The sequence below is a fragment of the Enterococcus sp. AAFC-DPL-5146 genome (assembly GCF_058216635.1).
On record NZ_CM177103.1, the window covers coordinates 601,474 to 627,054 of the forward strand.

The window sequence follows — 25,581 nt, forward strand, 5'->3', positions numbered from 1 at the left end:
ATTAAAGTAACTATCATTATAACATAGTAAAAAGGTTCAGTTCATCCTTCTATTTAAGACGGTCAAACTCTCACTCAAATATAATTTACCTGACTATTGATTTTGTGCTATAGTGGGAGTACTGAATTAAAAATTAGTATAGGAGATGATTGATTGAAATTGATGTGGCGTTACACAATGAGATATAAGAAATTGTTGTTTCTGGACTTCATTTGTGTATTTGGATTTATATTGATAGAACTAGGCTTACCGACGATTCTTGCAAAAATGATTGATGTTGGGATTAAAAACAATGACTATGATTATGTAAAACAGCAGGGAATCGTAATGATTGTAATCACTGTTATAGGTGTGATAATGAATATCATGTTGGGATATTTCGGCGCACGAATGACAACAAATATTGTACGGGACATTCGAGATGATCTATTTGAAAAGGTACAGACTTTTTCTCATCGTGAATATGAAACAATAGGCGTATCTTCATTGATTACAAGAACAACGAATGATGCGTATCAAATTATGTTGTTTATGGGGAATATCTTACGAATAGGATTCATGACACCCATGATGTTTTTTGTCAGTTTATATATGGTTATGCGTACGAGTCCATCATTAGGTTGGTTTGTTTTAGGTTCATTGCCGTTTCTTTTAATAGCGGTTGTGCTGATTGCCAAAATATCTGAGCCGTTATCAAACAAACAACAAAAAAATCTGGATGGAATCAATGGGATTTTAAGAGAAAATCTTTCGGGCTTGAGAGTGATTCGCGCATTTGTTAACGAAAAGTTTGAAGAGAGCCGTTTTAGCAAAGTGAACGAAGAGTATACAAAAAGTTCTAAGAGCCTGTTTCGTTTGATGGCTGCAGCGCAACCAGGATTTTTCTTCCTATTTAATATCGTGATGGTGTTGATTATTTGGAATGGTGCCCTTCAAATTGATCAAGGGAGTTTACTTGTTGGAGATCTGATTGCCTTTATTGAATATATCTTTCATGCACTATTTTCATTTATGTTATTTGCAAGTGTGTTCATGATGTATCCTCGTGCAGCAGTTTCAGCACGTCGGATTCAAGAAGCGTTTGATATGGAACCAGTGATTCGTGAAAATGAACAAGGCGTAACAGAGACAAAAACAAAAGGTTACTTAGAGTTTAAGAATGTAACATTTGCTTATCCTGGTCATTCAGAAAGTCCTGTGATTCGTAATGTTAGTTTTACAGCTTCGCCAGGAGAAACAGTTGCATTTATTGGTAGTACTGGGAGTGGTAAATCTACCTTGATCCAGTTGATCCCACGTTTTTATGATGTGTCAGAAGGAGAAGTATTACTTGATGGCATTGATGTTCGGGACTATAAATTAAGTACATTACGTAATAAAATCGGTTATATCCCGCAAAAAGCACTGTTATTTACCGGAACAATTGCAGAAAATATGCGCTATGGTAAGGAAGACGCAACATTAGAAGAAATGGAATTAGCTGCAGATATTGCGCAGGCAACTGAGTTTATTTCACAAAAACCTGACGGGTATGATGAACTGCTTTCAGAAGGCGGAACAAACTTTTCAGGCGGTCAAAAACAACGTCTAGCGATTGCTAGAGCTGTGATTCGTCGTCCTGAGGTCTATATTTTTGATGATAGTTTTTCAGCCCTAGATTATCAAACAGATGCTAATTTAAGAGCACGCTTGAAAAAAGAGACAACAGAATCAACTGTTTTGATTGTCGCTCAACGTGTTGGGACTATCATGCATGCAGACAAGATCGTTGTATTAAATGAAGGAGATGTCGTTGGCATCGGTACCCACCGTGAATTACTTGAGAATTGTCCTATCTATTATGATATTGCAGCTTCTCAATTGTCAGAGGAGGAATTAGCATGAAAAACGCACTTTCTTCTATCCGACGCTTAGGTAGATATATTCGACCTTACAAAGGTACATTTATATTAGTTATCATCTTTACCATTTTGACGGTAGCCTTTAATGCGGCATTGCCTTATGTATCTGGTTTGCCAATTACTGAGATTAGTAAAAACATTGCGGCTGGAGATGGGTTAAACTACTCATACATCATCCAATGTTTGATTTGGATATTGATTGTTGGCCTAGGTTATTGTGCGGCCCAATTTTTATCAGGTTATTTGATGGCAGCAGTTGTTCAACACTCTATGCGAGATTTACGTCGAGATATTGATGAGAAAATCAATCGTCTACCTGTTTCTTATTTTGATAAAAATCAACAAGGAAATATCTTGTCTCGTGTGACAAATGATGTGGATGCTGTTAGTAATGCTATGCAGCAAAGTTTCATCAATATTGTTTCGGCTATTCTTGGGATTGTTATGGCCGTTGTAATGATGTTTTATATTAACTGGTTGATGGCGCTGATTTCGATTGTGATGATACCTTTATCACTATTTATTTCAAAAACAATCGTGGGCATCTCACAAAAATATTTCCAAGGAATGCAAAATGCGCTTGGTGATTTAAATGGATATGTTCAAGAAAATATGACTGGTTTTAGTGTTTTGAAGTTGTATGGACGTGAAAAAGAAACGTTAGAAGGCTTTAAAAAAGTCAATCATAACCTCAATAATTTTGGTTTTAAAGCAGCCTTTATTTCTGGATTGATGCTTCCACTCGTACAGATGACAGCTTATAGTGCGTACATTGGTATGGCAGTTTTAGGTAGTTACTATGTGATTACTGGTGTTATCGTAGTTGGACAATTACAAGCATTTATTCAATACATTTGGCAGATTAGTCAGCCGATGGGAAATATTACTCAGTTGTCAGCAGCTTTACAAAGTGCCTCGGCTGCAACAACACGTGTCTTTGAAATCTTAGATGAACCAGAAGAAGAATTAAACGAACACAATATTCCGTTACCACAAAAAATTCATGGTTCAGTTCAGTTTGAAAATGTCAGCTTTAGTTATGATCCTGCCAAACCATTAATCAAAAACTTGAACTTTGAAGTAAAAGCAGGTCAGACGGTTGCTATTGTTGGTCCAACAGGGGCTGGGAAAACAACGTTGATTAACTTATTGATGCGTTTTTATGATGTTAATGAAGGAGCTATCAAAGTCGACGGTATCGATACGAAGAAAATGGATCGAAGTGATGTACGTTCAGTCTTTGGTATGGTCTTGCAAGATGCTTGGCTATATGAGGGGACAATTGCTGACAACATTCGCTTTGGTAAATTAGATGCGACTGATTATGAAGTAGTTGATGCTGCAAAAACAGCTAACGTTGACCACTTTATTCGGACAATGCCTGATGGGTACGAGATGGAAATCAATTCAGAAGGAGACAACGTTTCTCTTGGACAAAAACAATTACTGACCATTGCTAGAGCAGTAATTTCTGATCCAAGAATCTTGATATTGGATGAAGCTACCAGCTCTGTTGATACCCGTTTAGAAGCATTGATTCAAAAAGCGATGGATCGAGTAATGGAAGGGCGCACTAGCTTTGTGATTGCTCATCGTTTGTCAACTATTCGTGAAGCAGATTTGATTCTTGTAATGAACCAAGGTGAAATTATTGAAAAAGGAACACATAATGAGCTATTAGAGCAGGGTGGTTTCTATGAAAAATTATACAACAGCCAATTTGCTGAAGATGGCGACTACGATTAATAGATAGAAAGAAAAGATACCAATTTAGGTATCTTTTCTTTTTTTGAAGAATTTCTAAAAAGAAAGCGTATCTATCCGAGTATGTTCTCAAGTTTGATATACTTATAGATAATAGAAGAGGTGAAACAAATGACAAAAGATTATTTTATTGCTCCAAGCGCAGATGTTTACGGTAATGTGACACTGGCTAAAGATACAAGTATTTGGTTTCAGTCTGTACTGAGAGGAGATAATAATTCAATCACTATCAATGCAGGCAGTAACATCCAAGATGGTACTGTAATCCATGTCGATCAGGATGCACCTGTCATTATTGGTGAAAATGTAACAATCGGCCATCAGTGTATGCTTCATGGTTGCACAGTAGAAGATGGCGCTTTGGTGGGTATGGGTTCAACGATTTTAAATCATGCAATAATTGGGAAAAATAGTTTGATCGGTGCGGGTTCTTTAGTCACTGAAGGGACAGAAATTCCACCCAATGTTCTAGCCTTTGGACGACCAGCTAGAGTGATTCGTCCGTTAACCAGAGAAGAAATTCGTAAAAACAAAGAAAATGCAGAGCATTATATTGAGCGATCAAAAGAATTTACAGCGGGGAATTATCCACGTTTAGATTAAATAGAAGGTTTATTAAGCGAGAGAAGAAAGGGGAAACGGGCGATGTATGTAACGGTTAGTGATGAAGCTCAGGTCAAATTGACACCATATATTGAAAGCGAAGCAGTGATTATATTGGATTTGGATGACGGTGTGGGAAAGTATTCCAAAATGGGTGTTTGCTCACTGGATACTAGTTTCCGTTTATTGATATTAAACCAATTACAAGATAAATCTGATTTTGATTTAACAGTAGATTCAACTATTGGAGCAATCTATATCAAGGACTATTCTAAAAGATATTTAGATGAAGAGATGTCATTAGAAGTTGATCCCCGATTACAAGTATTCAAGTTGAAAGGTCCAAGCGGTGTCTTAGATGGGAATGTACCTATTGTGGATTTAAGACTAGAAAAAAACGAATAAAGCATAAAAAACGAGAAGGATTACTACTCCTTCTCGTTTTTTTTATTCAGGTCTTTTTAAATTAAATAAGTTATCGATATGCGCATAAGTGTTACCAGCTAATCGAGCAATCGGTTTGAATACTTCTGGTAAAATATACTCATTTTCTTTATCAAAAACAGCTTCATCGAAATAAAAATCTGTTATCTCCACAATAAATAAATCAGTAATAATTTGGTTTTCATGGTCTTTAACTGGGACATATTGATGAAGGCGCCCTTCCATTCTAATCGGTGCGGCATCGATTCCTGGAACAGCGACAGAGCTACTTGCAGTTGTTCCGATTTGATTAAGGGTGATCTCACTTTGATCAGGATCTAAAGAAGCCGCTGTTTGATTCATAGATTCAACAACCTGATCATTGACCAAGTGGATCACAAGTTCCTTAGTGTCTAAAATATTTCTAGCCGTATCTTTTATTTCGCCATTCCGCCTGAGAATAGACAATGTTACTAATGGAATATCAGCTGCGGCAGCATTGAAAAAACTAAAAGGCGCAGCATTTACAACCTGCTTATCTTTATCCAACGTTGTCACCCAAGCAATAGGACGAGGAATGATACTGCCAGATAGAAACTTATAAGCCTGTTTCGATGATAAATATTTTGTAGGATAATGCAGCATTAAACTTCTCCAATCCTTAGTTATTAACGTGGTTTATTTGCATCAGAAGTATCAAAAGGTCGAACAAACTCTTCGATTTCTTTTCGTTTGCCTTCTAAAAATGGCGGCAAAGAAATTTTCTCTCCAGCATTTTCATAGGTTTCATCTTCTAAGAAACCTGGTCCGTCAGTTGCTAATTCAAATAAAATATGCGGAGCAGCTCTGAAATATTCAGATTTAAAATAAAAACGTTCAACAAAACCAGAACTAGGGAATTGTAATTGATTGATTTTATCAATCCAAAAGCGTAATGCTTCTTGATCTGCTACACGAAGTGCTAGATGATGAACATTACCAAAACCTTCTTGAGCTTCTGGAATATCGTCACGATGTTCAACAATAATACTTGCTCCATTACCGCCTTCACCAATTTCAAACAAATGGAAACTTCCTTGCGCATCTACTAAGTGGAATCCTAAAACTTCAATTAAAACACGTTGCATATGTTCAAAATTTGATACTGTTACAAAGACTGGACCTAATCCAACCAATGCATGTTCAGCAGGAACATTTGCGTTTTTCCAAGGAATTCCACTAGGCACACCTTGATTGTTTTCATCTGAGATCAATTGATATCTTTGGTTATCAAAATCTTCAAATTCTATATATTTTTTACCAAAACGTTCTTGGATCTCGCCGTGATCAATGTTATGTTCATTGAAGCGCTCAATCCAGTAATCCAAAGAGGCATCGCTTTTAACTCGAAATGACGTACGAGAAATTGAATTTGTTCCTTTAGTGCCTTTAGGTATACCTGGGAAATCGAAAAATGTCATGTCAGTTCCTGCTGATCCAAGATCATCGGTAAAATAAAGATGATAGGTTTCAATGTCATCTTGATTGACTGTTTTTTTAATTAAACGTAACCCTAAAACATCTGTAAAAAGACGATAAATTTTTTCTGCACTTGATGTTATTGCTGTAACGTGGTGAATTCCTCTAATTTGTGTATCCATAATATAAACCCTCCAAATTGATAATTATTTAATAGTTAACTTACTAAAAGTAAGTATAAACTGAAACAACTAAATATGCAACTACTTTGTTTTTTTCTTAACTATTGATAGAAGGAATAAAGAATAGTAAGATAAGGATACTAAGTTGGTGAAGAAAGTAGGAGAAATAAATGGAAGAGAAAAAAACGTTTCATGTTAACGGCTATATCGCTTTAGTCGTGTTGGTTATCTTGATTGTTATTGGCGGATACAGCTTTTATTTTGGAGTGACAGATGAAAGTTTTGTAATGATCACGATTAGTTTGATTTTATGGGTGATTTCAGCTTTGTTTTTAAGCTCATTAACAATCGTTAGCCCAAATCAAGCGAAAGCAATTTTATTTTTTGGCCAATATTTAGGTACAATCAAGGATAATGGTCTTTTTATAACAACGCCTTTGACTCAAAAAATCAATGTTTCATTGAAGGTCCGTAACTTTAACAGCTCATTACTCAAAGTGAATGATTCAGACGGAAATCCGGTTGAAATTTCTGCAGTTGTTGTCTTTAAAGTCGTTGATACTGCTAAAGCTTTGTTTGATGTCGATCGCTATCAAGATTTTATAGAAATCCAAAGTGAAACAGCTATTCGTCATATTGCGACACAATATCCATATGATACCTTTAATGAAGATGATCTAACTTTACGAGGAAATACAACCGAAGTTTCAGAAGAAATGGCAAAAGAACTACAAGAACGTTTAGCCGTTGCTGGAGTTGAAGTCATCGAAACTCGTTTAAATCATTTAGCCTATGCAACCGAAATTGCTAGTGCAATGCTACAAAGACAACAAGCTAAAGCGATTCTTTCTGCAAGACAAATCATTGTTGAAGGTGCAGTATCCATGACACAAATGGCTTTGGAACAAATTGAAGATGGACAGGAAATCAACTTCACCGATGATCGCAAAGTTCAATTAATCAACAACCTTCTGGTATCAATCATTACTGATAAAGGAACACAGCCAGTAATCAATACAGGAGACGTTCACGAACGATAGAAATAAATAAAAAAGACAGAAGCTCGAGATTACCGACTTCTGTCTTTAATTTTAGTATAAATACCGAACTTAATCGGACAAAAGAAAGTGAGCTTCTTATGCAGTATAAAACGATTTTATTTGATTTAGACGGAACAATCACTGATTCAGGTGAAGGAATCATTCATTCAGTGAGTTATGCGTTAAAAAAAATGAATTTAAATAGACCAAAACAAACAGATTTGTATTCTTTTATTGGCCCGCCCTTGAATGAATCATTTAAAAAATTGTATCATTTAGATGCGCAGTCAATAGAACAAGCTGTAGGATATTACCGTGACTATTATCAGGAAAAAGGGATGTATGAAAATCATGTATACCAAGGTATTCCTAAATTGCTGAATACTTTAAAAAAAGCTGGTTGCCACTTGTATATTGCGACCTCTAAGCCGGAAATCTATGCAAAACAAATCCTAGATCACTTTGATTTAGTCAATTATTTTGAAGGTATCTATGGTGCTAGTTTAGATGGAGGGCGCTCAAAAAAAGGTGATGTTATTAACTATGCATTAAAAGAAGCTAAAATCACCAATTTAAAAGAGACAGTCATGATTGGTGACCGCAGCCACGATATAATAGGAGCCAGAGAAAATAACTTAAGCAGTATTGGCGTATTATATGGTTTTGGAGATGCTGCTGAACTAAAAGCAGCAGGAGCCTCTTTTGTTGTTACAACACCCGAGGAACTAGAAAAAAGAATAACTAATAGTTCATTGTGAGGAAGAAACTGACTTTTTCAGACTGTTTATTCAGATTTTCTATGATATTGCTAGAATCAAATCTTACAAGTTAGTTACTTTTCTCTAAAAAAGTTTAAATTTAAAAAGCTTTCATGTATAATGGTTAAAGTTAAAGAAGAGATATAGAAAGTAAGGAGGATTTGTTTTGGCAGACGATAACCAAAATAAACAAGATCATTCCACATCTTCATTTAAAGATCAGGTCTTGCGTTCTTTGCGTGGAGAAGACATTGGAAATGATAGTTCAGCTTCCTCTGAACACAACGCTCAGAACTCATCACAGCAAAATGAAGAAGCATATAATAGAATAGACAGTTCACTATACAATAATCAAAACGAGTCAGTAAAACCCGATGAGACGGAATCAGTTGGATCACGTAGCTCAGAGCATCATTCAAGACGAGCAGAGCAACCGAATCCAAATGAGCTAGAGGAATTCAAAAATTCGTTGAAACCTGATAAAGAAAATGAGGATAAACGGACAAGAAAAAGAGAAGATCGAATTGTTAGCCGAATTGTTGTAATTGTTGCATCCGTATTATTATTAGTGATTGCAATTTTTGGCTTTACTTTTTATAAGTATGTCAACACAGGATTACAGCCGCTAGACAAAAAAGATACTAAATTAGTTCAAGTGCATATTCCAGAAGATTCATCTAATAAGAAAATCTCCAACATTTTAGAAGAAAGTAAAGTTATCAAAAGTGGTATGGTCTTCAACTACTATGCAAAATTTAAAAATTTGACTGATTTTCAGGCCGGCTATTATCAAATGTCGCCAAACATGACATTAGACGAAATTGGTGCACTTTTGAGAGAAGGCGGTACAGCAGAACCAACTCAGATTGCAGATGGAAAAGTAACGATTCCAGAAGGGTTTGATATTGACAAGATCGGTGATGCAGTTGAAAAGAATACTGATTTTAAGAAAAAACAATTTATCGAATTGATGAAGAACCAAGAATTTTTCGATACAATGAAACAAAAATATCCAGAACTATTAGCAAGTGCTGCTGAGGCGAAAGATGTTCGCTATCGCTTAGAAGGATACTTATTCCCAGCAACATATGACTATTACAAAGAGCTGACATTAGAAGATCTTGTAGATAAAATGGTTGCTAAAACCAATAGTGTGATTGAACCGTTTATTCCAATGGTTCATTCTAAAGGAATGACGATTCAACAAGTATTGACATTGGCTTCATTAGTTGAAAAAGAAGGTGTGAAAGAAGAAGATCGTAAGAAAATTGCTCAAGTCTTCTTTAATCGAATTGCAGCAAACATGCCTTTACAGTCAGATATTTCCATCCTGTATGCTTTAGGTGAGCATAAAGAAATAGTATCTTACTCTGATTTAGAAGTAGATTCACCTTATAACCTATATAAAAACACGGGTTATGGGCCAGGACCTTTAGATAGTCCTAGTGAACAAGCAATTAACGCAGTTTTGAATCCCATAGCAAATAATTACCTATATTTTGTTGCTGATATCTCAACTGGAGATGTTTATTTTGCTGAGACGTATGAACAGCATCAAGAATTTGTGGATAAATATGTAAATAAAGAAACTGAAAAAAGTGAATAAAGATTAAGTTTGCGTACTATATTACGAGCCAACCTATTTGATGGGCGGCTCGTTTCGCTTTATTTTTCTCTAGAGTATTGAATATAAAAGATACCTCGATTCTATTAACTTTTTATCAGAATTATAAAAATTGAGGGAATATTATTTACAATTTGCTTAAAGCATGGTACTCTTTTCTGGATTGAAAGCGGAATTTTTCAACGAAAATAAAATAAGACATTGTAGTAAGTTAAGAAGGAGAAAATAACATGGTAGAAAAAGTATTTCCTATGACACTTGAAGGAAAAGAAAAATTAGAACAAGAGTTAGAACAATTAAAAACAGTTAAACGAAAAGAAATCGTTGAACGTATAAAAATTGCGAGAAGTTTTGGTGATCTGTCAGAAAACTCTGAATATGAATCAGCTAAAGATGAGCAAGCTTTTGTAGAAGGCCGAATCACAATATTAGAAAATATGCTTCGTTTTGCGCAAATCATTGATAATGGCGGTGTAGACTCAGATGAAGTTTCCCTTGGGAAAACAGTAACGTTTATTGAATTACCTGACGGTGAAGAAGAAGAATATACAATTGTTGGAAGTGCAGAAGCAGATCCGTTTTCTGGTAAAATCTCAAATGATTCACCTATTGCTCAAGCATTAATCGGCAAACGTTTAGATGATCAAGTGGCTATTGCTACTCCTGGTGGAGACATGCAAGTGAAAATCACAAAAGTCAGCTAATTAATAGCAGCTAAATTTTTTTAACTGAAGAATTTTACGAGGATAGGACGCTATGTCCCATCCTCGTTTTGCTGAAAAATTAGGGCTAAAGTCCTATAGTAAAATGGGCCCTCAGCAACTAATATTAATATGGGAAACAAGGTATACTAATTTCATAGGAAGGGGGATTATTATGAATAACCCATGGCGTTTTTTTATTGTAGTAGAAGCATTACTTTTTATTTTGGCATTATGGCAAATTTTACATAACCCAGGTCTGGTAGTTTTATTAGTATTAGGTATCTTAAGTCTTGTTTATGCAATGAAAAAAGTTCATCGTAGTCATTTCAATAATTTTCAATTAGTATTGGGAGTTATCTTGATTTTAATTGGAGTAATGAACAGTCCTGCATTTTGGTTAATGTTAGTATTTGGTGTTTTATTTATTGGTTTAAAAGGAGTAGAAATTGCTGGTGTTGATATTACTCAGCGAGCTCCTTGGAGAAAAAAACAAATGATTATGGTGGAAACAACAAATGTTGAACCAAAAAGTGGGCGACGATTCAAACGTCCCTGGTTTGCAAATGAACGTATTGGTAGTAACGTCTACGAGTGGGACGATATTAATATCGACATTCTTTCAGGTGATACTATTGTTGATTTAGGTAACACCTTATTACCTAAAGATGACAATACTATTATTATCCGTAAAGGATTTGGTCGTACAAGAATTTTAGTTCCTTTAGGAGTTGCTGTGACATTGGAACATTCAACTTTCTATGGAAATGTTAACTTTGAAGAAGAAAAATATCATCTGAAAAATGAATCATTAAAAATTTATAGCAATGATTTTGATACAAATAATCGTCGTTTAAAAATTATCACTAATGCATTAGTGGGTGATGTAGAGGTGATTCGTGTATGATGGGTAAGATTTCTCGACAGATGCTTTCTTTATATGCTGCTTGCAGCACGTTTATTGTTGTTTTACTTACCCTATTCTCATACTTTCATTCGATTAAGCAGAAAAATTGGATGTTGGAATTAATTCAAAGGAAGGTATTTTACATTCCTTTGATTTTTCATCTGATTTTGATCTCTCTTTTGGTAGGATTATCTACTTTTTTACTCGTATCAATTGTACAAAAAGCACAATATGGTAGAATTGAAGAAAAACTACGCTTGCTTGCGAGAGGAAGCTATGAAAATACTAGCATAACTAAGGCTGTACCCCATGCTAGCAATGATCAGTATATTAATGAAGTGGATCAAGATATCCTGAAAATCAGAACCAAATTACTAGATATGTCTAAGGAACTACAATTATTGAATAGTCGTCCACAAATAATGGATGGAGAAACCAAAGAAGAAATTTTAGAAGCAGAGCGTCATAGACTTGCTCGAGAGCTCCATGATTCTGTCAGTCAGCAATTGTTTGCAGCAATGATGATGATGTCTGCTTTAAATGAACAAGCCCAACGAAGTGAAACACCAGAGCTGTTTCGTCAACAATTAGTGACGGTAACCGACATCATTAATGCTTCACAATCAGAGATGCGTGCCCTATTATTACATTTACGTCCAGTAAGTTTAGAAGGAAAAAGCTTACGTAAAGGAATCGAACAATTATTAAAAGAACTACAAACAAAAATCAAAATTGAGCTAACTTGGGATGTTGAAGATGTTCATTTGAATAATAGTATTGAGGATCACCTATTTAGAATTGTTCAAGAATTACTATCTAATACATTGCGTCATGCTAAAGCAAAAGAACTTGAAGTCTATCTGCATCAAGTGGATAAAAATGTTTTACTGCGTTTAGTGGATGATGGTGTTGGTTTTGATATGAATGAAAACGATAATAAAGCAGGCAGTTATGGGTTGAAAAATATTCGTGAGCGTGTAGCTGGTATGGGTGGTATTGTTAAGATAATCAGTTTCAAAGGTCAAGGAACAAGTGTTGAGATTCAAGTTCCTGTAGTCTAGCTTCATGAGCTCGTTTAGCTTTATATTTAAGGAGGAAATACAAGTGATCAAAGTAATGTTAGTGGATGACCATGAAATGGTAAGGCTAGGAGTATCCTCTTATTTATCAATTCAAGAAGATATTGAAGTGATTGGAGAAGCGGAAAATGGTCGAATTGGGTATGAAAAAGCATTAGAATTACGACCAGATGTGATTTTGATGGATCTAGTTATGGACGAAATGGATGGCATCGAATCAACAAAAGCGATTTTAAAAGATTGGCCGCAAGCACGAATCATTATTGTCACTAGTTTTATTGATGATGAAAAGGTTTATCCAGCAATTGAAGCAGGAGCTGCAGGATATCTTTTGAAAACCTCAACCGCTCATGAGATTGCCAATGCAATTCGGGCTATTTCAAGAGGTGAACGTGTACTAGAGCCAGAAGTGACGACTAAAATGATGGAACGTCTCACAAAAAAACAAGAACCTGTTCTTCACGAAGACTTAACAAACAGAGAGCACGAGATTTTGATGCTGATTGCTAAAGGACGTAGTAATCAAGAAATTGCAGATGAATTGTTTATTACGCTAAAAACAGTTAAAACCCACGTTTCAAATATCTTGGCTAAATTAGATGTAGAAGACCGCACACAAGCTACTATTTATGCGTTTCAACATGGTTTAGCAAAATAAAAATAGAATTTTAATCCCTACTTTAAAGTGAATTAGCCTGACTTATTCACTTTTTTTGTTTTAAAAAAATGAGAAGAAGATAAATTATCACAATAGGTTAAAGATTTCTCAACCGCTGTTTCTGTTCAATTGTTAGTGTGTTTGTTATACTTAAATCAAATATAATGCTAGGAGAAATAAAAATGAAGCAAAATTATGCAATTATTGGCTTAGGAAGATTTGGCGGCAGCATTTGTCAAACCTTGATAGAATCTGGTCAAGAAGTATTAGCTATTGATAGTAACGAAGATCGAGTAAATGAATATATGAATATAGCAACACACGCGGTTGTGGCAAATGCTCAAGATGAGACAACACTACGTTCTTTAGGAATTCGCAATTTTGATCATGTAGTTGTTGCCATAGGTGAGGATATCCAAGCAAGTATTTTAGTTACCTTAATGGTTAAAGAAATGGGCGTACCAAACGTTTTAGCCAAAGCCGTAAATGAATATCATGCAAGAGTGTTGGAAAAAATTGGTGCTGATTTAGTTGTTCATCCAGAACGTGATATGGGAATTAGAGTGGCACATAAATTAGTTTCTAAAAATATTTTAGATTATATTGAACTATCAAATGAAGTCTCGTTAGCAGAAATTCATGTATCTAACCCCAAGTTTTATGGTAAAACATTAGCTGAATTAAATTTTCGTCAACGTTTTGGTTTGACAGTAGTTGCTATCCGTCGTTCAAAATCTGAAGTTATTACATCTCCAGCGGCACAAGAGATGGTTAGAGAGAACGACAATTTATTAGTAGTTGGTGAAACGGATGATGTTGATTTATTAGATGAAAAAATGAATGAATAGCCCTAAGCAATTTATTCTCTGAAAACCAGACTCTGTGCTAAAATGACAAGTGTGATATCTAGCTATGTAGGCTAGTCTGGCATGCTTTATACTGGGAGGAAACTGAAGATGAAATTAACAATTACACCACGTGCACAACAATGGTTCAAAGAAGAAGTAGGAGTCACCTCTGATAGTGGTATTCGCTTTTATGGGAAAATCTATGGAAAAACGGATGTACATGAAGGTTTTTCAATTGCTATGTCAGTAGAAGCACCTGAGCAACCGTTAGTTAAAGAAGTAATTGATGGGATTACTTACTTTATTGAAGAAACCGATGATTGGTTTTTCAAAGGCTATGACTTACTAGTGGATTACGATGAAGAAAAAGATGAACCCAAATATGTATTCTCTGGAAACAAGGAAGATTTAAAGCAATAAATCGAATAGAAGATAGATATAAAAAAAGAAAGAAACAAAAGCGCGTTTAACTTTTGTTTCTTTCTTTTTTATAAAATAATTAAAGAAGACGATTTTTCTGTATACCTTTTATGTAACAGATCAATAAGGCTAACTTGATAATCTAAAGCAGGTGATAATGGAATGATTTTGAAATTTCCATCCTGCTTGATTTTATCTGATAATAACAGTTTAGATGTAGCTATGTAAAAATCGTAATTCTCATTGGAAGAGGAAGTAACAAATGAGACAGAAATAAACGAAATTTGTTCTAAAAAATCAAAGAGTGATTGAAGAAAAATAGCATTAGGCGATAAAATGATTCCCACATTCAACTGATATTTTTTATTACTCCGCTCATAAAAAGGAAGTAATAAAAAGGAACAAGTATAAACTAAATCTTCCAAACAATTGCTTATCCAAGCAAATTCAGGTTTTGAAATAATCTCTCGTAAAAAAGTTCTAACCTTTTCAGAAAGATGTTCATATAAGGGATTTTGCTCTTTGATGTAGCTATCCATAAAATTAATAGCTAATGGGAATGAATCATCTAACACCGAGTGATTCAAGAAGGTTGTAAAAAGATTGATATTTAGTAAATCTTTTTCACCAGTAGATAACTTTTTTTCTGAGAATAAAGGAAGATAAAATGTTTCAAATCTTTCAATCAAATCGCCTAAAGGCTGTTGAGTACTGTTCATATATTCTTGTACAAAGCTAATTCTTGGATCATCAGCATAAAAGTAAACACTCCAATAAAACATCATAAACGAAAGGAACGTAGATTCCCTCTCTATGTATTCTTGAGATAATTTTGAGTGTTCTAGTTCTCTAACAAATTTAGCATTAGTTTTAGGGAAAATTAACGATTTAAACGGAGGTTCCATAATAAAATGCTTTTTTTTGATTCGTAATTTTGAGATAGTTGTTAATAAGTACCATTCTCTGGGTTCAGTATAAGTCATCCACTGATGATCTTCTTGATCGAACAAGTCAATTCCTCTTTTTGTTTCATTCAAAGCTAAAAAAAGGTCTTCTCCGTATGATGCTATCCAAAAGAAATTTAAATAAACAATTCGAATTAAGTTTTCTTTTCCAGTAAGTCGAAGTTGTGAACAGTTCAGCTGAATATCAAAAGTCTTTAAGTAATTGACTAGTGGTTGAAGTTTCCTATTGATAGAGGCACGGCTGATGAAATGGTCCATACAAAAATGTTCTATTGTGTAATTTCTTTCTAGAATCGTTGCCAGTAAAAATTTGTAAGGTAAACTTTTTCGGAATAAAAATTGGAGATAAGGAATATCGCGTAATTTCGCGGTATCAATTTGTACTTTTCCCTGGTCATTTAATAACTCAAAACCTTGTTTTTCTTTAAGGTCTTCATGGATTTCAGCGAATAAAGAGTTCAAACGAGCATAGGAAAAATCTGTGAATTGTTCGAAATAGTGAATGCTATATGTACCATCAGTAGCTGTCAATAATTGATTAAAAGCGCTGATTTTACGTTGAGCAACATCATCTAATAATATGTCTTCTAGCATATTTAGTCTCCTTTCGATGATAAATGTATCATAAAAAAATAATCGCTCTTCCTATAATAGCTATTTGATTAAGTTATTTCAATTTTAAAACAAATAGATAAGTATTATTTAAGTATTTGTTAACAATGATTGTATGTTTTGTTAAAATTTTTCTTATCATTAATTTTATAAAGAAATTTTATTTATTTATATGAAATCATTTTACGGAGTAATATAAAAATTATGCGTAATTTCTTTATTATTATGTAATAGATGTATGCTATAATTAAAAAAGAATATTTTTTTGGAGGAAATTTTATGTTATCGATTATTGTCCCTTGTTACAATGAAGAGGAGTCAATTCCGTTGTTTTTTGAAGAAGTGGAAAAAGTAAGTACAAAAATTCAACACGATATTGAATATATATTTATTAATGATGGATCGAAAGACCATACGTTGGATGCGTTAAGAAAACTATATAAAGAACATCCTGAAAAAGTTCGTTATCTTTCTTTTTCTAGAAATTTTGGAAAAGAAGCTGGCTTGTACGCAGGTCTCAAAGAAGCACGCGGCAGCTTAGTAACAGTTATGGATGTTGATTTACAAGATCCTCCTGAACTATTACCGAAAATGATCAAAATGCTTGAAGAAAATAAAGAGCTGGATTGTATTGGGACAAGACGCGGCGACCGTGAAGGGGAGCCGGCTATCCGTAGTTTCTTTGCTAAGATGTTTTATCGATTAGTGAATCGGATTGGTGAAACCGAAATGGTTGATGGTGCCAGAGATTTTCGTCTGATGACACGTCAAATGGTTGATGGAATCTTAGAATTAACAGAGTATAATAGATTCTCAAAAGGAATTTTCAGTTGGGTTGGATTTAATACTGAATATCTTTCTTATGAAAATCGCGAACGAGTAGCGGGTGCTACCTCATGGTCTTTTTGGAGTTTATTGAGTTACTCGATTGATGGGATTGTTAATTTCTCGGAAATGCCACTAAATTTGGCGTCATATGTTGGTGCATTTTCATGTATAGGCTCAGTTTTGACAATGTTTGTTATCTTCTTTAGAACAATCATCAAAGGTGATCCTACAAGTGGTTGGCCATCCATGGTTTGTATTGTTTTATTTGTGGGTGGACTACAGCTTCTGTGCCTAGGAATCATTGGGAAATATATTGGTAAAATCTTTTTGGAGACGAAAAAACGTCCGATTTATCTAGTAAAAGAAACAGAAAAAGATAGATAACGATAAAAAATACAGCTTTGAAACTTTTTATTGAGTTTCAAAGCTGTATTTTTCATTAGCCTAGATTAATAGCCTTGACGTAAGGCTATTTTATTTTTTGATAAAGTTTGATCTATCATAAATTGTTTAAGATTTTCCATAAATATATTGAACAATAGCGTCTTGAATTCAGGGGTCAAACCTGAAATGTGAGGAGTAATCAAAACATTATCCATTGTCCATAAAGGGCTATCTTCAGGTAAAGGCTCCTCTTCAAAAACATCTAAAGCAGCGAAACTTATCTGTCCATTGTGTATTGCTTGGATCAAGTCGTGAGTGTTAACGGAAGGACCTCTCCCGACATTAACAAAAACAGTTCCAGCTTTCATTGCAATAAACAATTGCTCATTGTACATTTGATAAGTATTATCGGTCAAAGGTAGGATATTGACAACGATATCCATTTCATTAACGATACGGCTCATATTTTTGTGTGAATAGCATTCGATAAAACCTTCTGTTGCGTGACCAGACGTATTTACTCCGTAGGTTTGGATACCCAAACCTCTTGCAAAGATAGCAAGTTGTTGCCCAATATGTCCAGTTCCAACAATCAGCATCTTCTGTGTGGACAATTGGCGGTAAGAAATATTATTTCTTGTCCATTTCTGATTTTCTTGATTAATAATACTAGTACGGATTCCTCGAAATTCAGACAATAACACACCCAAAACATGTTCTGAAATAGAAATACCGTGAATTCCGCTAGCGTTGGATAACAAAATTCCTTTTTCCCCAAAACGGTTTAAATCATACATATCAACACCAGCAGAAACCGACTGAACCCATTTTAACCGACTTGAGTCTGATGCTAATAAACGTTGACCTAATTCATCATTCCAGCCTAACATGATTTCAATATCGTCTTCAATTATCTGAGATGATTCTCGTGTAGAATCAATAATAATGTAACCAAGAGCAGCTTGTCTGATTGATTCAACTTGTTCTTCTTTCATTTCTTCATAAAGGTAGATTATTGGTTTTCCCATATTGATCCCTCCTTGCTCATCTATTGTAACAAAAAAGATCGTCAAACAAAAAAAGATTGAACTATTGATAGCTCCAATCCTTATGTCTATTTACTTAGATTTTTTCACCACGAGCGTATGCTGCAGCAAGAATATCAACTTCTTTTTTCAATTCATCAACCATAATCTCTTCTGGGACAGTACGGATAATTTTTCCTTTTTTAAACAGCATGCCTTTGCCATTACCACCAGCAATACCAATGTCAGCTTCTCTTGCTTCACCAGGACCATTAACGGCACAACCTAAAACAGCGACCTTGATTGGGGCTTTAATTTTTTCTATATACGCTTCGATTTCATTAGCAATTGGAATTAGATCAATCTCGATACGTCCGCAAGTTGGACAAGAAATCAATGTAGCAGCATTACTCGCTAGTCCAAAAGCTTTTAGTACTTCTTTTGCTACTTTGATTTCTTCTACAGGATCAGCTGACAGTGAAACTCGACATGTATTTCCAATGCCTCGGGAAAGTAATGCGCCAAGACCGGCAGCAGACTTCATACCACCAGAAAATTTTGTTCCGGCTTCGGTGATTCCTAGATGCAGAGGATAATCAAATGTTTGTGCAGCTAAAGTATATGCTTCAATTGCTAAATTCACATCGCTGGCTTTTAATGAAACAATAATATCGTAAAATTCTAAATCTTCAAGAATTTTAATATGCTCTACAGCGCTAGCAACCATAGCTTCAGCAGTTGGATAACCGTATTGCTGCAAGAATTTTTTTTCTAATGAGCCGGCATTGACACCGATTCGGATTGGAATTCCTTTTTCTTTACATGCTGTAACGACTTTTTCCACACGGTCTTTGCGTCCAATATTACCTGGATTAATCCGAATTTTATCAACGCCTTGCTCGATTGCTTTTAGCGCTAAGCGATAGTCGAAATGAATATCAGCAACTAAAGGAATCGAAATCTGCTTTTTAATAGACCCTAATGCAGCAGCAGCTTCTTCATCCGGCACAGCAACGCGAACGATTTGGCAACCAGCTTCTTCTAAGCGTTTGATTTGAGCAACAGTTCCTTCAACATCATGTGTTTTGGTTGTACACATACTTTGAATAAATAATTCATCATTTCCGCCAATGGTTAAGTCACCGACTTTAACTTGACGTGTATTTTTACGATGGGTTAATTCTCCCATAATGATTCTCTCCTTATTCTTGTACTGTTTATTTTGCTGACCGGTTTGCAACAAGTATAATTCATGATTTATCTTAACACATAATAATAAACATGAGAATGTAAGAAATGTTTAAGATTCAATCAAGAAAGTTATGGCACCTTTAAACTAAAGGCGGTTCTTGTCGTTCTTCCTTGCGAATAGCAAAGAAAAAAATTAACAAAGAAACAAAAACAATCAAAAAACTATCATCAAAAGAACGATTGATAAAATGTAGAAAACTACTGATAATCACTGGTAATGTAGTGCAATACGTTGCAATTTTTAAACAATCCAAGAATCGAAGCTTATACATCCGAAGTTTACTATAGAGATTTGCACCAATTGCAATTAAAAATAAATTAATGATTAAATTAATGAACGTTGGATACAATGTAAAAATAAAAACGATTAATTTAACCCAAAAAGGAATACTAGCTTCATCTAGCGCTTGTTTTAAATCTTGACTGTTTAAACCATCCAATGTGCCTTTAGAATAAGGTACGTCAAATTGATTAGTGCCTAACAATGAGTCAGCAGCTCCCGAATCAGGTAAAGCAACAACAAATTTATCTTGTAAAAAACCTAAACTAATAGCATTCCCAACTGAATCAGCGGCAACATCATTGAGTGTTCGCTTTCCTTCTGGGTCAAAAGTGAAAATAATCGAGTTTGTTTGATAAATAAAGCCTGGCGCATTTGTTGAGGTTTGAAGTTTTCCATCTATAACTTTAAAATCCGGCAACTTTTCGGCAATTTTTTGTCCGTCATCTGTAATATCATGAAGAATATCAAACACTTGTTTTGTTATTGGCAGTGTAAGAATAATACTTAAAAAAATAACATATAAGATAACTTTCCAAAACGGCATTTTCTTAGCCTGATAGAGATCAGAAAACTGAAATAGTGACTGTTTAAAAAGTGAAAATGTGTTCATAAGTTCTCTCCTGACTTGAAATTGATTATACACGTCATTTTAAATGAGATAGCCTAGAAAAACAAGTTTAGCAAAAGAATTGTAAGCAATTACTTTGAAGGTTGCCATAAAATCTGTTATGCTATAATTGTATGAAACGTTACACTCAATTAATGGAGGGATTTTTTATGACTTACACTGTACCAGATTTACCATATGCTTATGATGCATTAGAACCTTATATTGATGTAGAAACCATGCATCTACACCACGACAAACACCACAACACTTATGTGACGAACTTAAATGCAGCAATTGAAAAACATCCTGAACTTGGAACTAAATCAGTTGAAGACTTAATTGCTGATATGAATAGCATTCCTGAAGATATTCGTACAGCTGTACGTAATAACGGTGGCGGACATGCTAATCACTCATTCTTCTGGGAAATTTTGGCACCAAATGCAGGTGGCGTACCAACAGGGGATATCAAAGACGCTATCGATGCAACATTTGGCAGTTTCGATAAATTAAAAGAAGAATTCAAAACAGCAGCAACTGGACGTTTTGGTTCAGGTTGGGCATGGTTAGTTTTAAATAACGGAAAATTAGAAATTACTTCAACACCAAATCAAGATTCACCTTTAATGGATGGAAAAACACCTGTTTTAGGTTTAGATGTTTGGGAACATGCTTACTATCTAAAATACAAAAATGTTCGTCCAGATTACATTGAAGCATTTTGGAATCTTGTAAACTGGGATGAAGTAAATAAACGCTTTGCAGCTGCTAAATAAGCGAGGAAAATGAAAATTTTATAACTTTTTTTGAGGAAAACAGTAAATTACACTGTTTTCCTCTTTTTGTTTGTGGCATACTAATAGTATAGGACAGAAAAACAAGTAGAAAAGTAAAGGGGGGTTAACAATGAACATAACTATCCAAAAAGTCCATGGTTCAGAAAATGATTTCTTTTTAATAGACGAAACTCAATTAGAACGCCCTTTTATAGATCAAGAAATCGATAAGTTACGTATTTGTTTGTGTGATAGAGAACAAGGTTTTCTTGGAGGGGCTGATGGTCTTTTACTTGTTGAAGGAGCTAAAGGTGAATCATTGGCTAAGATGCGTGTGATCAATAGCGATGGTAGCGAAGCAAGTATGTGTGGTAATGGGTTACGCACAGTTGCAAGGTATCTAGCTGAGAAATATGCTAAAAAGTCCTTTTCTGTAGAGACGATGTTTGCTGATTTAAAAGTACAGCAAGCAGATGCTATTGCTGAAAATGTAGCGACTTATCAAGTAGAAATTTCACCTGTGCATTTTGAAACAAACGCAATTCCAATGAACAGTAAAAAAAATAGGATTATGGATGAAATCATTCCTGAACTGTCTAGTACGTTGAAATTTTCAGCAGTAGCTGTTCCTAATCCTCATTTAATTACTTTTGTTGACCATGAAACGCTTATGAGTGAAGAGTTTGAGCGGATTGCAACTTATGTCAATGAAGAAAATCCAATTTTTCCAGATGGGGTCAATGTGAGTTTTGTCGAAATTTTAGGGGAAAGTCAGCTATTTGTGCGTACATTTGAACGTGGTGTCGGCTTCACCAATGCTTGCGGCACAGCGATGTGTGCGAGCAGTTTAATGTATGCTTTATTATATAACGGTGAGTTTGGGGAAACAATCACTGTCAAAAATACCGGAGGGATGGTGCGAACCATTGTACACAAAGAAAGTGGGGATGATTATTGGATGGAGTTGATTGGTAATGCGACAATTACTCATCGATTGACAGGGACCCTATCTGACTTTGTTGAAGGTCGATTTGATAAGCTTATTATTGAAGAGACAACTGAACAAGCAGATTATATTGCTTTTTTAGATACTATCAAATAATAACTGATTGGTTCACCATGAACTTGTTGTATAAAGAATAGGTTGGTTAAAAAATGTAGGTATGTTTAAAAGGAGTGAAAAAGTGATAAAAAGTTGGTTGGTAGATCGTAATAAAATCAAAATAATTATTTATTTAATTGTCATTAGTTGCTCAATTGGTATTTGTCTTTTTGGATTAAGATTAAATACGAGACAGCAGCACCAACAAAAAGTTGAATATGCTGAAGAGACAATAAAAAATGAAGCTCTGAAAATCAAGCAGTTAAATGCTCAGGTTCGAAAACTATATCAAAATGATCAGGAAGAATTTTTAATAGATTCATTAGAAGATTCTTCAATAATGGAAGTTGAAGTACATATAGAAGCTTTGAAGACTAAAGCAGAAGATTTTGGTTTGAAAAGTAAAGATTTTTCTACGGATACTTCTGCAGTTACTCAAAGTAAACAAGAATTAGTTAATAAGATAAGAGAAATAAAAAATAAAAGCAATATTCAAAATCAGATCATTGCTTTACTTGTTAATACACCAGCAGATTGGGGAACAAATGCTGATGCAGTCATTATCAATGAAAAAGCAACTGAAAAAAAAATTGCGGAGATACGAGATGAAGTTTCTGGAGATGCAGGTGTATGGCACAATGCAATCACAGCTATATTGAACGAAATGGATACTCAGGTGAAGCAATATAATGAGCTAAAGCAATCGATTGATCGGATGATTGATGGAGAAAAATTGACGAGCGATGCAACAGTTGAACATTTTATTCTCAGTTTCAATGAGCTCGATTCAATTAAAAGTCCTATTTTGAGAAAAGAATTAGCTGACAAGTTGGAGCTGGTTGATAAACAGCTAGAAAGTGGTTCAGTTGGTACAGTGTCAAGTGAATAACTAGTTGTTCAGGTGTTTTTTATGAAAAAAATTGTCTTATATATTGTGTGTTAATTGATCGTTATATGTGCACTCATATTTTAGAAATAGTCTTGCACTTGTTTTAGCTGGAGTTTATATTTATTTGTATGTAGTTAAATTGGAGGAAAAAATGGAAGAGACAATCAGTTTACAAGAATTAATTGGAGTATTAAAGAAACGTGTTGGTTTAATTATTGTGAGTATGTTTTTAGGTTTAGGGATTGCTGGAATATTGACTTACTTTGTGATTACCCCTAAGTATAGTTCGCAAGCACAACTGATTGTGCGGTTGCCACAAAATGAAACAACCAATGTCAATGACATCAACGGAAATCTACAAATGATTAATACCTACAAGGACTTAATCAAAAGCGACATTGTAATGAGCGAAGTGCAGAAAAAAATGCAGACCGAGTATGAAAATGATCTTTCCGTAGAGGAGTTAGGTGCAAGTGTTTCTGTGAATCAGTCACAAAATTCACAAATGTTTTCGATTGTTTCGAAAGTGACGGACCCAATTCTTGCTCAAAATATCGCTAACCAGACAGCTTTAGTTTTCCAAGAGAAAGCTAAAGATATGCTGAATGTAGATAAAATAACGATTATATCAGCAGCTACTGCCAATGTTAGACCAGTTTCGCCAAACGATAAATTGAATTTAGTAATCGGATTGGCTTTGGGTGTGATGTGCGGAATAGCAGCAGCCTTTATTTTAGAATTATTTGATAAAACGATTAAAGATGACCGTTTTGTTGCAGAGGAACTTGGGTTTACTATTTTAGGTGTGGTACCTAATATGACAGCAAAAGAACTGAGTGCAAAAGTCATTAGAACACCGTCCACTTCACCAGTAATCGAACCAAGAATGTCCAAAAATGTAAGTACAGAAACAACAAAAAATATCTCACAAGAAAAAGCTGAGTCAGATGAGTCTACGCCGGCACGTAGAAGTCGTCCGCGAGTATAAAGGAGTAAAAAATGACAAATAAAATGAGACAACAAAAGAAACAAACAACAAGAGCAGTCAGTTTGATTACTTTAGCGGACAAATCTTCACCGATTTCAGAACAGTATCGAACGATTCGAACCAATATTCAATATGCCATGGTAGATCGAGATCTAAAGACATTAGTCATTACATCTTCTGGACCAAGTGAAGGAAAGTCTACTACTTCGGCTAATTTAGCTGTCGTTTTTGCTAATTCTGGTAAACGTGTATTGTTGGTTGATGCAGATATGCGCAAACCAACAGTCGCAAAAACGTTTTCGCTAGACAATATTCGTGGGCTTAGTACTTTGCTGGGTAGTCGTGAAACCGTACTGCATCAAGTGGTTCAATCATCTGGAGTAGATAATTTGTTCTTAATGACCAGTGGACCTAAACCGCCAAATCCGTCTGAATTATTGGATTCTAGAAGAATGGGAGAATTATTGCAAGAACTTAAACAGCAATATGACTTGATTATCTTTGATATGCCACCAGTCGTGGCTGTGACAGATGCACAAATTGTTTCTTCAAAAACAGACGGGACGATTTTAGTTGTTCGGGAAAATGTCTCAAAAAAAGACTCCCTTTTAAAAGCAAAAAACTTATTAGATATGGTGGATGCAAACATTCTGGGTGTTGTGTATAATGGCTCTAAAAACATATCAGATCAAGGTTATTACTACGGTTCATAGCAGTTAGGAAGGAAAAAACAATGATTGATTTACATTGCCATATATTACCTGGAATCGATGACGGAGCACAAACAATTGATGACTCCCTTGAAATGGCCAGAATGGCTGTCAAGCAAGGTATTACCCATATTTTATGTACGCCTCATCACAACAATGGTAAATATGATAATCCTGCAGGAAAAGTGATCTCTTGTGTAGCAGCACTTCAAGAAGAGTTGGATCAACGGCAGATTCCACTTACGTTATTTGAAAGTCAAGAGGTACGTATCGGGGGTGATCTGTCAGAACAGATAAGAAACAATGATATTTTATTTGCGGATCTTAATAATCGCTATCTCTTGATTGAGTTTCCAACTAATGAGATTCCAGCGTACGCAAAACAATTATTTATTGAATTGTTAGAGGCAGGTCACATTCCAATCATTGTTCATCCAGAAAGAAATAGTAGGTTTATTGAAGATCCAAATGAGTTAGTACCCTTTTTAGAAATGGGTGTGCTGACACAATTAACAGCTCCTAGTTACGTTGGTATTTTTGGAAACAAAATTGAAAAAACAGCAAAACAGATGGTTGCTCATAATATGGTATATATGATGGCATCTGATGCTCACAATGTTGGTAAACGTGGTTTTTTTATGAAAAAAGCATATGAAGCGATTGCTAAAGATATGGGGGAGGAACACGTTTTAGAGATGCAACAAATGGCTAGGGATATCTTAAATGGAGATGATATTCAAAGGCCAGATTTTAAGGAGATTAAAAAGAAAAAATTCGGCTTGTTTTAGAAAG

At 34.8% G+C, this 25,581-nt stretch carries 26 protein-coding genes; 20 read left to right on the forward strand and 6 right to left on the reverse strand.

Annotated features, from left to right (window positions below; genetic code table 11):
* The first annotated feature begins 153 nt into the window (after positions 1 to 153).
* The 4 genes from AC4BB2_RS02710 (at position 154) to AC4BB2_RS02725 (ending at position 4,673) form a co-directional block, all read left to right on the forward strand.
* Positions 154 to 1,884, forward strand: a complete 1,731-nt coding sequence (locus AC4BB2_RS02710; RefSeq protein ID WP_490473914.1) for an ABC transporter ATP-binding protein — start codon at positions 154 to 156, stop codon at positions 1,882 to 1,884.
* Entirely contained in the window at positions 1,881 to 3,647 is a 1,767-nt protein-coding gene (gene efrB / locus AC4BB2_RS02715) for a multidrug efflux ABC transporter subunit EfrB (protein ID WP_490473915.1), read from the forward strand. Before AC4BB2_RS02710 ends, efrB begins: the two co-directional genes overlap by 4 nt.
* A 129-nt stretch (positions 3,648 to 3,776) precedes the next feature.
* The gene (locus tag AC4BB2_RS02720; RefSeq protein ID WP_490473916.1) at positions 3,777 to 4,268 is read left to right on the forward strand and encodes a gamma carbonic anhydrase family protein; all 492 of its coding nucleotides are present in this window, start codon (positions 3,777 to 3,779) and stop codon (positions 4,266 to 4,268) included.
* A 42-nt stretch (positions 4,269 to 4,310) separates the two neighbouring features.
* Positions 4,311 to 4,673 carry an iron-sulfur cluster biosynthesis family protein gene (locus AC4BB2_RS02725; RefSeq protein ID WP_490473917.1) on the forward strand — a complete coding sequence of 121 codons (363 nt, stop codon included), beginning with the start codon at positions 4,311 to 4,313 and terminating at the stop codon, positions 4,671 to 4,673.
* Positions 4,674 to 4,715: 42 nt separating this feature from the next.
* Here the strand turns inward: AC4BB2_RS02725 and AC4BB2_RS02730 are convergent, their stop codons facing one another.
* Positions 4,716 to 5,336: a flavin reductase family protein gene (locus tag AC4BB2_RS02730; RefSeq protein ID WP_490473918.1), complete on the reverse strand. Its 621-nt coding sequence runs from the start codon at positions 5,334 to 5,336 to the stop codon at positions 4,716 to 4,718.
* 23 nt (positions 5,337 to 5,359) lie between these two features.
* Positions 5,360 to 6,331 carry a ring-cleaving dioxygenase gene (locus AC4BB2_RS02735; protein WP_490473919.1) on the reverse strand — a complete coding sequence of 324 codons (972 nt, stop codon included), beginning with the start codon at positions 6,329 to 6,331 and terminating at the stop codon, positions 5,360 to 5,362.
* A gap of 170 nt (positions 6,332 to 6,501) precedes the next feature.
* On the opposite strand from AC4BB2_RS02735, the gene AC4BB2_RS02740 reads away from it, so the two are divergent.
* From AC4BB2_RS02740 to AC4BB2_RS02780, 9 genes are all read left to right on the forward strand, one after another.
* Complete coding sequence (locus AC4BB2_RS02740; protein ID WP_490473920.1) at positions 6,502 to 7,371, forward strand: SPFH domain-containing protein; 870 nt, start codon at positions 6,502 to 6,504, stop codon at positions 7,369 to 7,371.
* A 98-nt stretch (positions 7,372 to 7,469) separates the two neighbouring features.
* Positions 7,470 to 8,129: an HAD family hydrolase gene (locus AC4BB2_RS02745; RefSeq protein WP_490473921.1), complete on the forward strand. Its 660-nt coding sequence runs from the start codon at positions 7,470 to 7,472 to the stop codon at positions 8,127 to 8,129.
* 166 nt (positions 8,130 to 8,295) lie between these two features.
* The gene (gene mltG, locus AC4BB2_RS02750; protein ID WP_490473922.1) at positions 8,296 to 9,735 is read left to right on the forward strand and encodes an endolytic transglycosylase MltG; all 1,440 of its coding nucleotides are present in this window, start codon (positions 8,296 to 8,298) and stop codon (positions 9,733 to 9,735) included.
* Positions 9,736 to 9,983: 248 nt separating this feature from the next.
* Positions 9,984 to 10,457: a transcription elongation factor GreA gene (greA, locus tag AC4BB2_RS02755; RefSeq protein WP_490473923.1), complete on the forward strand. Its 474-nt coding sequence runs from the start codon at positions 9,984 to 9,986 to the stop codon at positions 10,455 to 10,457.
* Between the two features lie 172 nt (positions 10,458 to 10,629).
* Positions 10,630 to 11,361 (forward strand): cell wall-active antibiotics response protein LiaF, encoded by a 732-nt coding sequence (liaF, locus tag AC4BB2_RS02760; protein ID WP_490473924.1) that lies wholly within the window; start codon positions 10,630 to 10,632, stop codon positions 11,359 to 11,361.
* Positions 11,358 to 12,422 carry a sensor histidine kinase gene (locus AC4BB2_RS02765; RefSeq protein WP_490473925.1) on the forward strand — a complete coding sequence of 355 codons (1,065 nt, stop codon included), beginning with the start codon at positions 11,358 to 11,360 and terminating at the stop codon, positions 12,420 to 12,422. Before liaF ends, AC4BB2_RS02765 begins: the two co-directional genes overlap by 4 nt.
* A gap of 43 nt (positions 12,423 to 12,465) precedes the next feature.
* On the forward strand, positions 12,466 to 13,098 hold the full coding sequence (locus AC4BB2_RS02770; protein WP_490473926.1) for a response regulator transcription factor: 633 nt from the start codon (positions 12,466 to 12,468) through the stop codon (positions 13,096 to 13,098).
* Positions 13,099 to 13,280: 182 nt separating this feature from the next.
* Positions 13,281 to 13,946, forward strand: coding sequence for a potassium channel family protein (locus tag AC4BB2_RS02775; protein WP_490473927.1), 666 nt, complete (start codon positions 13,281 to 13,283; stop codon positions 13,944 to 13,946).
* A gap of 108 nt (positions 13,947 to 14,054) precedes the next feature.
* Positions 14,055 to 14,366 carry a HesB/YadR/YfhF family protein gene (locus tag AC4BB2_RS02780; RefSeq protein WP_490473928.1) on the forward strand — a complete coding sequence of 104 codons (312 nt, stop codon included), beginning with the start codon at positions 14,055 to 14,057 and terminating at the stop codon, positions 14,364 to 14,366.
* Between the two features lie 68 nt (positions 14,367 to 14,434).
* Here the strand turns inward: AC4BB2_RS02780 and AC4BB2_RS02785 are convergent, their stop codons facing one another.
* Positions 14,435 to 15,925, reverse strand: a complete 1,491-nt coding sequence (locus tag AC4BB2_RS02785; protein WP_490473929.1) for a helix-turn-helix domain-containing protein — start codon at positions 15,923 to 15,925, stop codon at positions 14,435 to 14,437.
* A gap of 297 nt (positions 15,926 to 16,222) precedes the next feature.
* Between AC4BB2_RS02785 and AC4BB2_RS02790 the strand changes: the two genes are divergently transcribed.
* Complete coding sequence (locus AC4BB2_RS02790; RefSeq protein WP_490473930.1) at positions 16,223 to 17,155, forward strand: glycosyltransferase family 2 protein; 933 nt, start codon at positions 16,223 to 16,225, stop codon at positions 17,153 to 17,155.
* Between the two features lie 65 nt (positions 17,156 to 17,220).
* On the opposite strand, the gene AC4BB2_RS02795 is transcribed toward AC4BB2_RS02790, so the two are convergent.
* The 3 genes from AC4BB2_RS02795 to AC4BB2_RS02805 all read right to left on the reverse strand — a co-directional run bounded on the left by AC4BB2_RS02795 (position 17,221) and on the right by AC4BB2_RS02805 (position 20,324).
* Positions 17,221 to 18,183: a phosphoglycerate dehydrogenase gene (locus AC4BB2_RS02795; protein WP_490473931.1), complete on the reverse strand. Its 963-nt coding sequence runs from the start codon at positions 18,181 to 18,183 to the stop codon at positions 17,221 to 17,223.
* 94 nt (positions 18,184 to 18,277) lie between these two features.
* Positions 18,278 to 19,369, reverse strand: a complete 1,092-nt coding sequence (gene ispG / locus AC4BB2_RS02800) for a flavodoxin-dependent (E)-4-hydroxy-3-methylbut-2-enyl-diphosphate synthase (protein ID WP_490473932.1) — start codon at positions 19,367 to 19,369, stop codon at positions 18,278 to 18,280.
* A 142-nt stretch (positions 19,370 to 19,511) separates the two neighbouring features.
* Positions 19,512 to 20,324: a DUF1189 domain-containing protein gene (locus AC4BB2_RS02805; RefSeq protein ID WP_490473933.1), complete on the reverse strand. Its 813-nt coding sequence runs from the start codon at positions 20,322 to 20,324 to the stop codon at positions 19,512 to 19,514.
* A gap of 167 nt (positions 20,325 to 20,491) precedes the next feature.
* Here AC4BB2_RS02805 and AC4BB2_RS02810 point away from each other — a divergent pair, with 167 nt between their 5' ends.
* From AC4BB2_RS02810 to AC4BB2_RS02835, 6 genes are all read left to right on the forward strand, one after another.
* Entirely contained in the window at positions 20,492 to 21,100 is a 609-nt protein-coding gene (locus tag AC4BB2_RS02810; protein ID WP_490473934.1) for a superoxide dismutase, read from the forward strand.
* A gap of 130 nt (positions 21,101 to 21,230) precedes the next feature.
* Complete coding sequence (gene dapF / locus AC4BB2_RS02815; RefSeq protein ID WP_490473935.1) at positions 21,231 to 22,202, forward strand: diaminopimelate epimerase; 972 nt, start codon at positions 21,231 to 21,233, stop codon at positions 22,200 to 22,202.
* An 82-nt stretch (positions 22,203 to 22,284) separates the two neighbouring features.
* Positions 22,285 to 23,091 carry a hypothetical protein gene (locus AC4BB2_RS02820; RefSeq protein ID WP_490473936.1) on the forward strand — a complete coding sequence of 269 codons (807 nt, stop codon included), beginning with the start codon at positions 22,285 to 22,287 and terminating at the stop codon, positions 23,089 to 23,091.
* A gap of 151 nt (positions 23,092 to 23,242) precedes the next feature.
* Positions 23,243 to 24,079, forward strand: coding sequence for a YveK family protein (locus AC4BB2_RS02825; RefSeq protein ID WP_490473937.1), 837 nt, complete (start codon positions 23,243 to 23,245; stop codon positions 24,077 to 24,079).
* A gap of 11 nt (positions 24,080 to 24,090) precedes the next feature.
* Positions 24,091 to 24,792, forward strand: coding sequence for a CpsD/CapB family tyrosine-protein kinase (locus AC4BB2_RS02830; RefSeq protein ID WP_490473938.1), 702 nt, complete (start codon positions 24,091 to 24,093; stop codon positions 24,790 to 24,792).
* Between the two features lie 20 nt (positions 24,793 to 24,812).
* The gene (locus AC4BB2_RS02835) at positions 24,813 to 25,577 is read left to right on the forward strand and encodes a tyrosine-protein phosphatase (protein ID WP_490473939.1); all 765 of its coding nucleotides are present in this window, start codon (positions 24,813 to 24,815) and stop codon (positions 25,575 to 25,577) included.
* Positions 25,578 to 25,581 lie beyond the last annotated feature (4 nt).

Coding starts and splice junctions, on each gene's coding strand:
- AC4BB2_RS02780 (WP_490473928.1), top strand. CDS start 14,055: ATGAAATTAACAATTACACCACGTGCACAACAATGGTTCAAAGAAGAA.
- AC4BB2_RS02810 (WP_490473934.1), top strand. CDS start 20,492: ATGACTTACACTGTACCAGATTTACCATATGCTTATGATGCATTAGAA.
- AC4BB2_RS02725 (WP_490473917.1), top strand. CDS start 4,311: ATGTATGTAACGGTTAGTGATGAAGCTCAGGTCAAATTGACACCATAT.
- ispG (WP_490473932.1), bottom strand. CDS start 19,369: ATGGGAGAATTAACCCATCGTAAAAATACACGTCAAGTTAAAGTCGGT.
- AC4BB2_RS02735 (WP_490473919.1), bottom strand. CDS start 6,331: ATGGATACACAAATTAGAGGAATTCACCACGTTACAGCAATAACATCA.
- AC4BB2_RS02835 (WP_490473939.1), top strand. CDS start 24,813: ATGATTGATTTACATTGCCATATATTACCTGGAATCGATGACGGAGCA.
- efrB (WP_490473915.1), top strand. CDS start 1,881: ATGAAAAACGCACTTTCTTCTATCCGACGCTTAGGTAGATATATTCGA.
- AC4BB2_RS02730 (WP_490473918.1), bottom strand. CDS start 5,336: ATGCTGCATTATCCTACAAAATATTTATCATCGAAACAGGCTTATAAG.
- AC4BB2_RS02825 (WP_490473937.1), top strand. CDS start 23,243: ATGGAAGAGACAATCAGTTTACAAGAATTAATTGGAGTATTAAAGAAA.
- AC4BB2_RS02790 (WP_490473930.1), top strand. CDS start 16,223: ATGTTATCGATTATTGTCCCTTGTTACAATGAAGAGGAGTCAATTCCG.
- AC4BB2_RS02765 (WP_490473925.1), top strand. CDS start 11,358: ATGATGGGTAAGATTTCTCGACAGATGCTTTCTTTATATGCTGCTTGC.
- AC4BB2_RS02795 (WP_490473931.1), bottom strand. CDS start 18,183: ATGGGAAAACCAATAATCTACCTTTATGAAGAAATGAAAGAAGAACAA.
- AC4BB2_RS02775 (WP_490473927.1), top strand. CDS start 13,281: ATGAAGCAAAATTATGCAATTATTGGCTTAGGAAGATTTGGCGGCAGC.
- greA (WP_490473923.1), top strand. CDS start 9,984: ATGGTAGAAAAAGTATTTCCTATGACACTTGAAGGAAAAGAAAAATTA.
- AC4BB2_RS02740 (WP_490473920.1), top strand. CDS start 6,502: ATGGAAGAGAAAAAAACGTTTCATGTTAACGGCTATATCGCTTTAGTC.
- liaF (WP_490473924.1), top strand. CDS start 10,630: ATGAATAACCCATGGCGTTTTTTTATTGTAGTAGAAGCATTACTTTTT.
- AC4BB2_RS02830 (WP_490473938.1), top strand. CDS start 24,091: ATGACAAATAAAATGAGACAACAAAAGAAACAAACAACAAGAGCAGTC.
- AC4BB2_RS02785 (WP_490473929.1), bottom strand. CDS start 15,925: ATGCTAGAAGACATATTATTAGATGATGTTGCTCAACGTAAAATCAGC.
- AC4BB2_RS02805 (WP_490473933.1), bottom strand. CDS start 20,324: ATGAACACATTTTCACTTTTTAAACAGTCACTATTTCAGTTTTCTGAT.
- AC4BB2_RS02745 (WP_490473921.1), top strand. CDS start 7,470: ATGCAGTATAAAACGATTTTATTTGATTTAGACGGAACAATCACTGAT.
- dapF (WP_490473935.1), top strand. CDS start 21,231: ATGAACATAACTATCCAAAAAGTCCATGGTTCAGAAAATGATTTCTTT.
- AC4BB2_RS02720 (WP_490473916.1), top strand. CDS start 3,777: ATGACAAAAGATTATTTTATTGCTCCAAGCGCAGATGTTTACGGTAAT.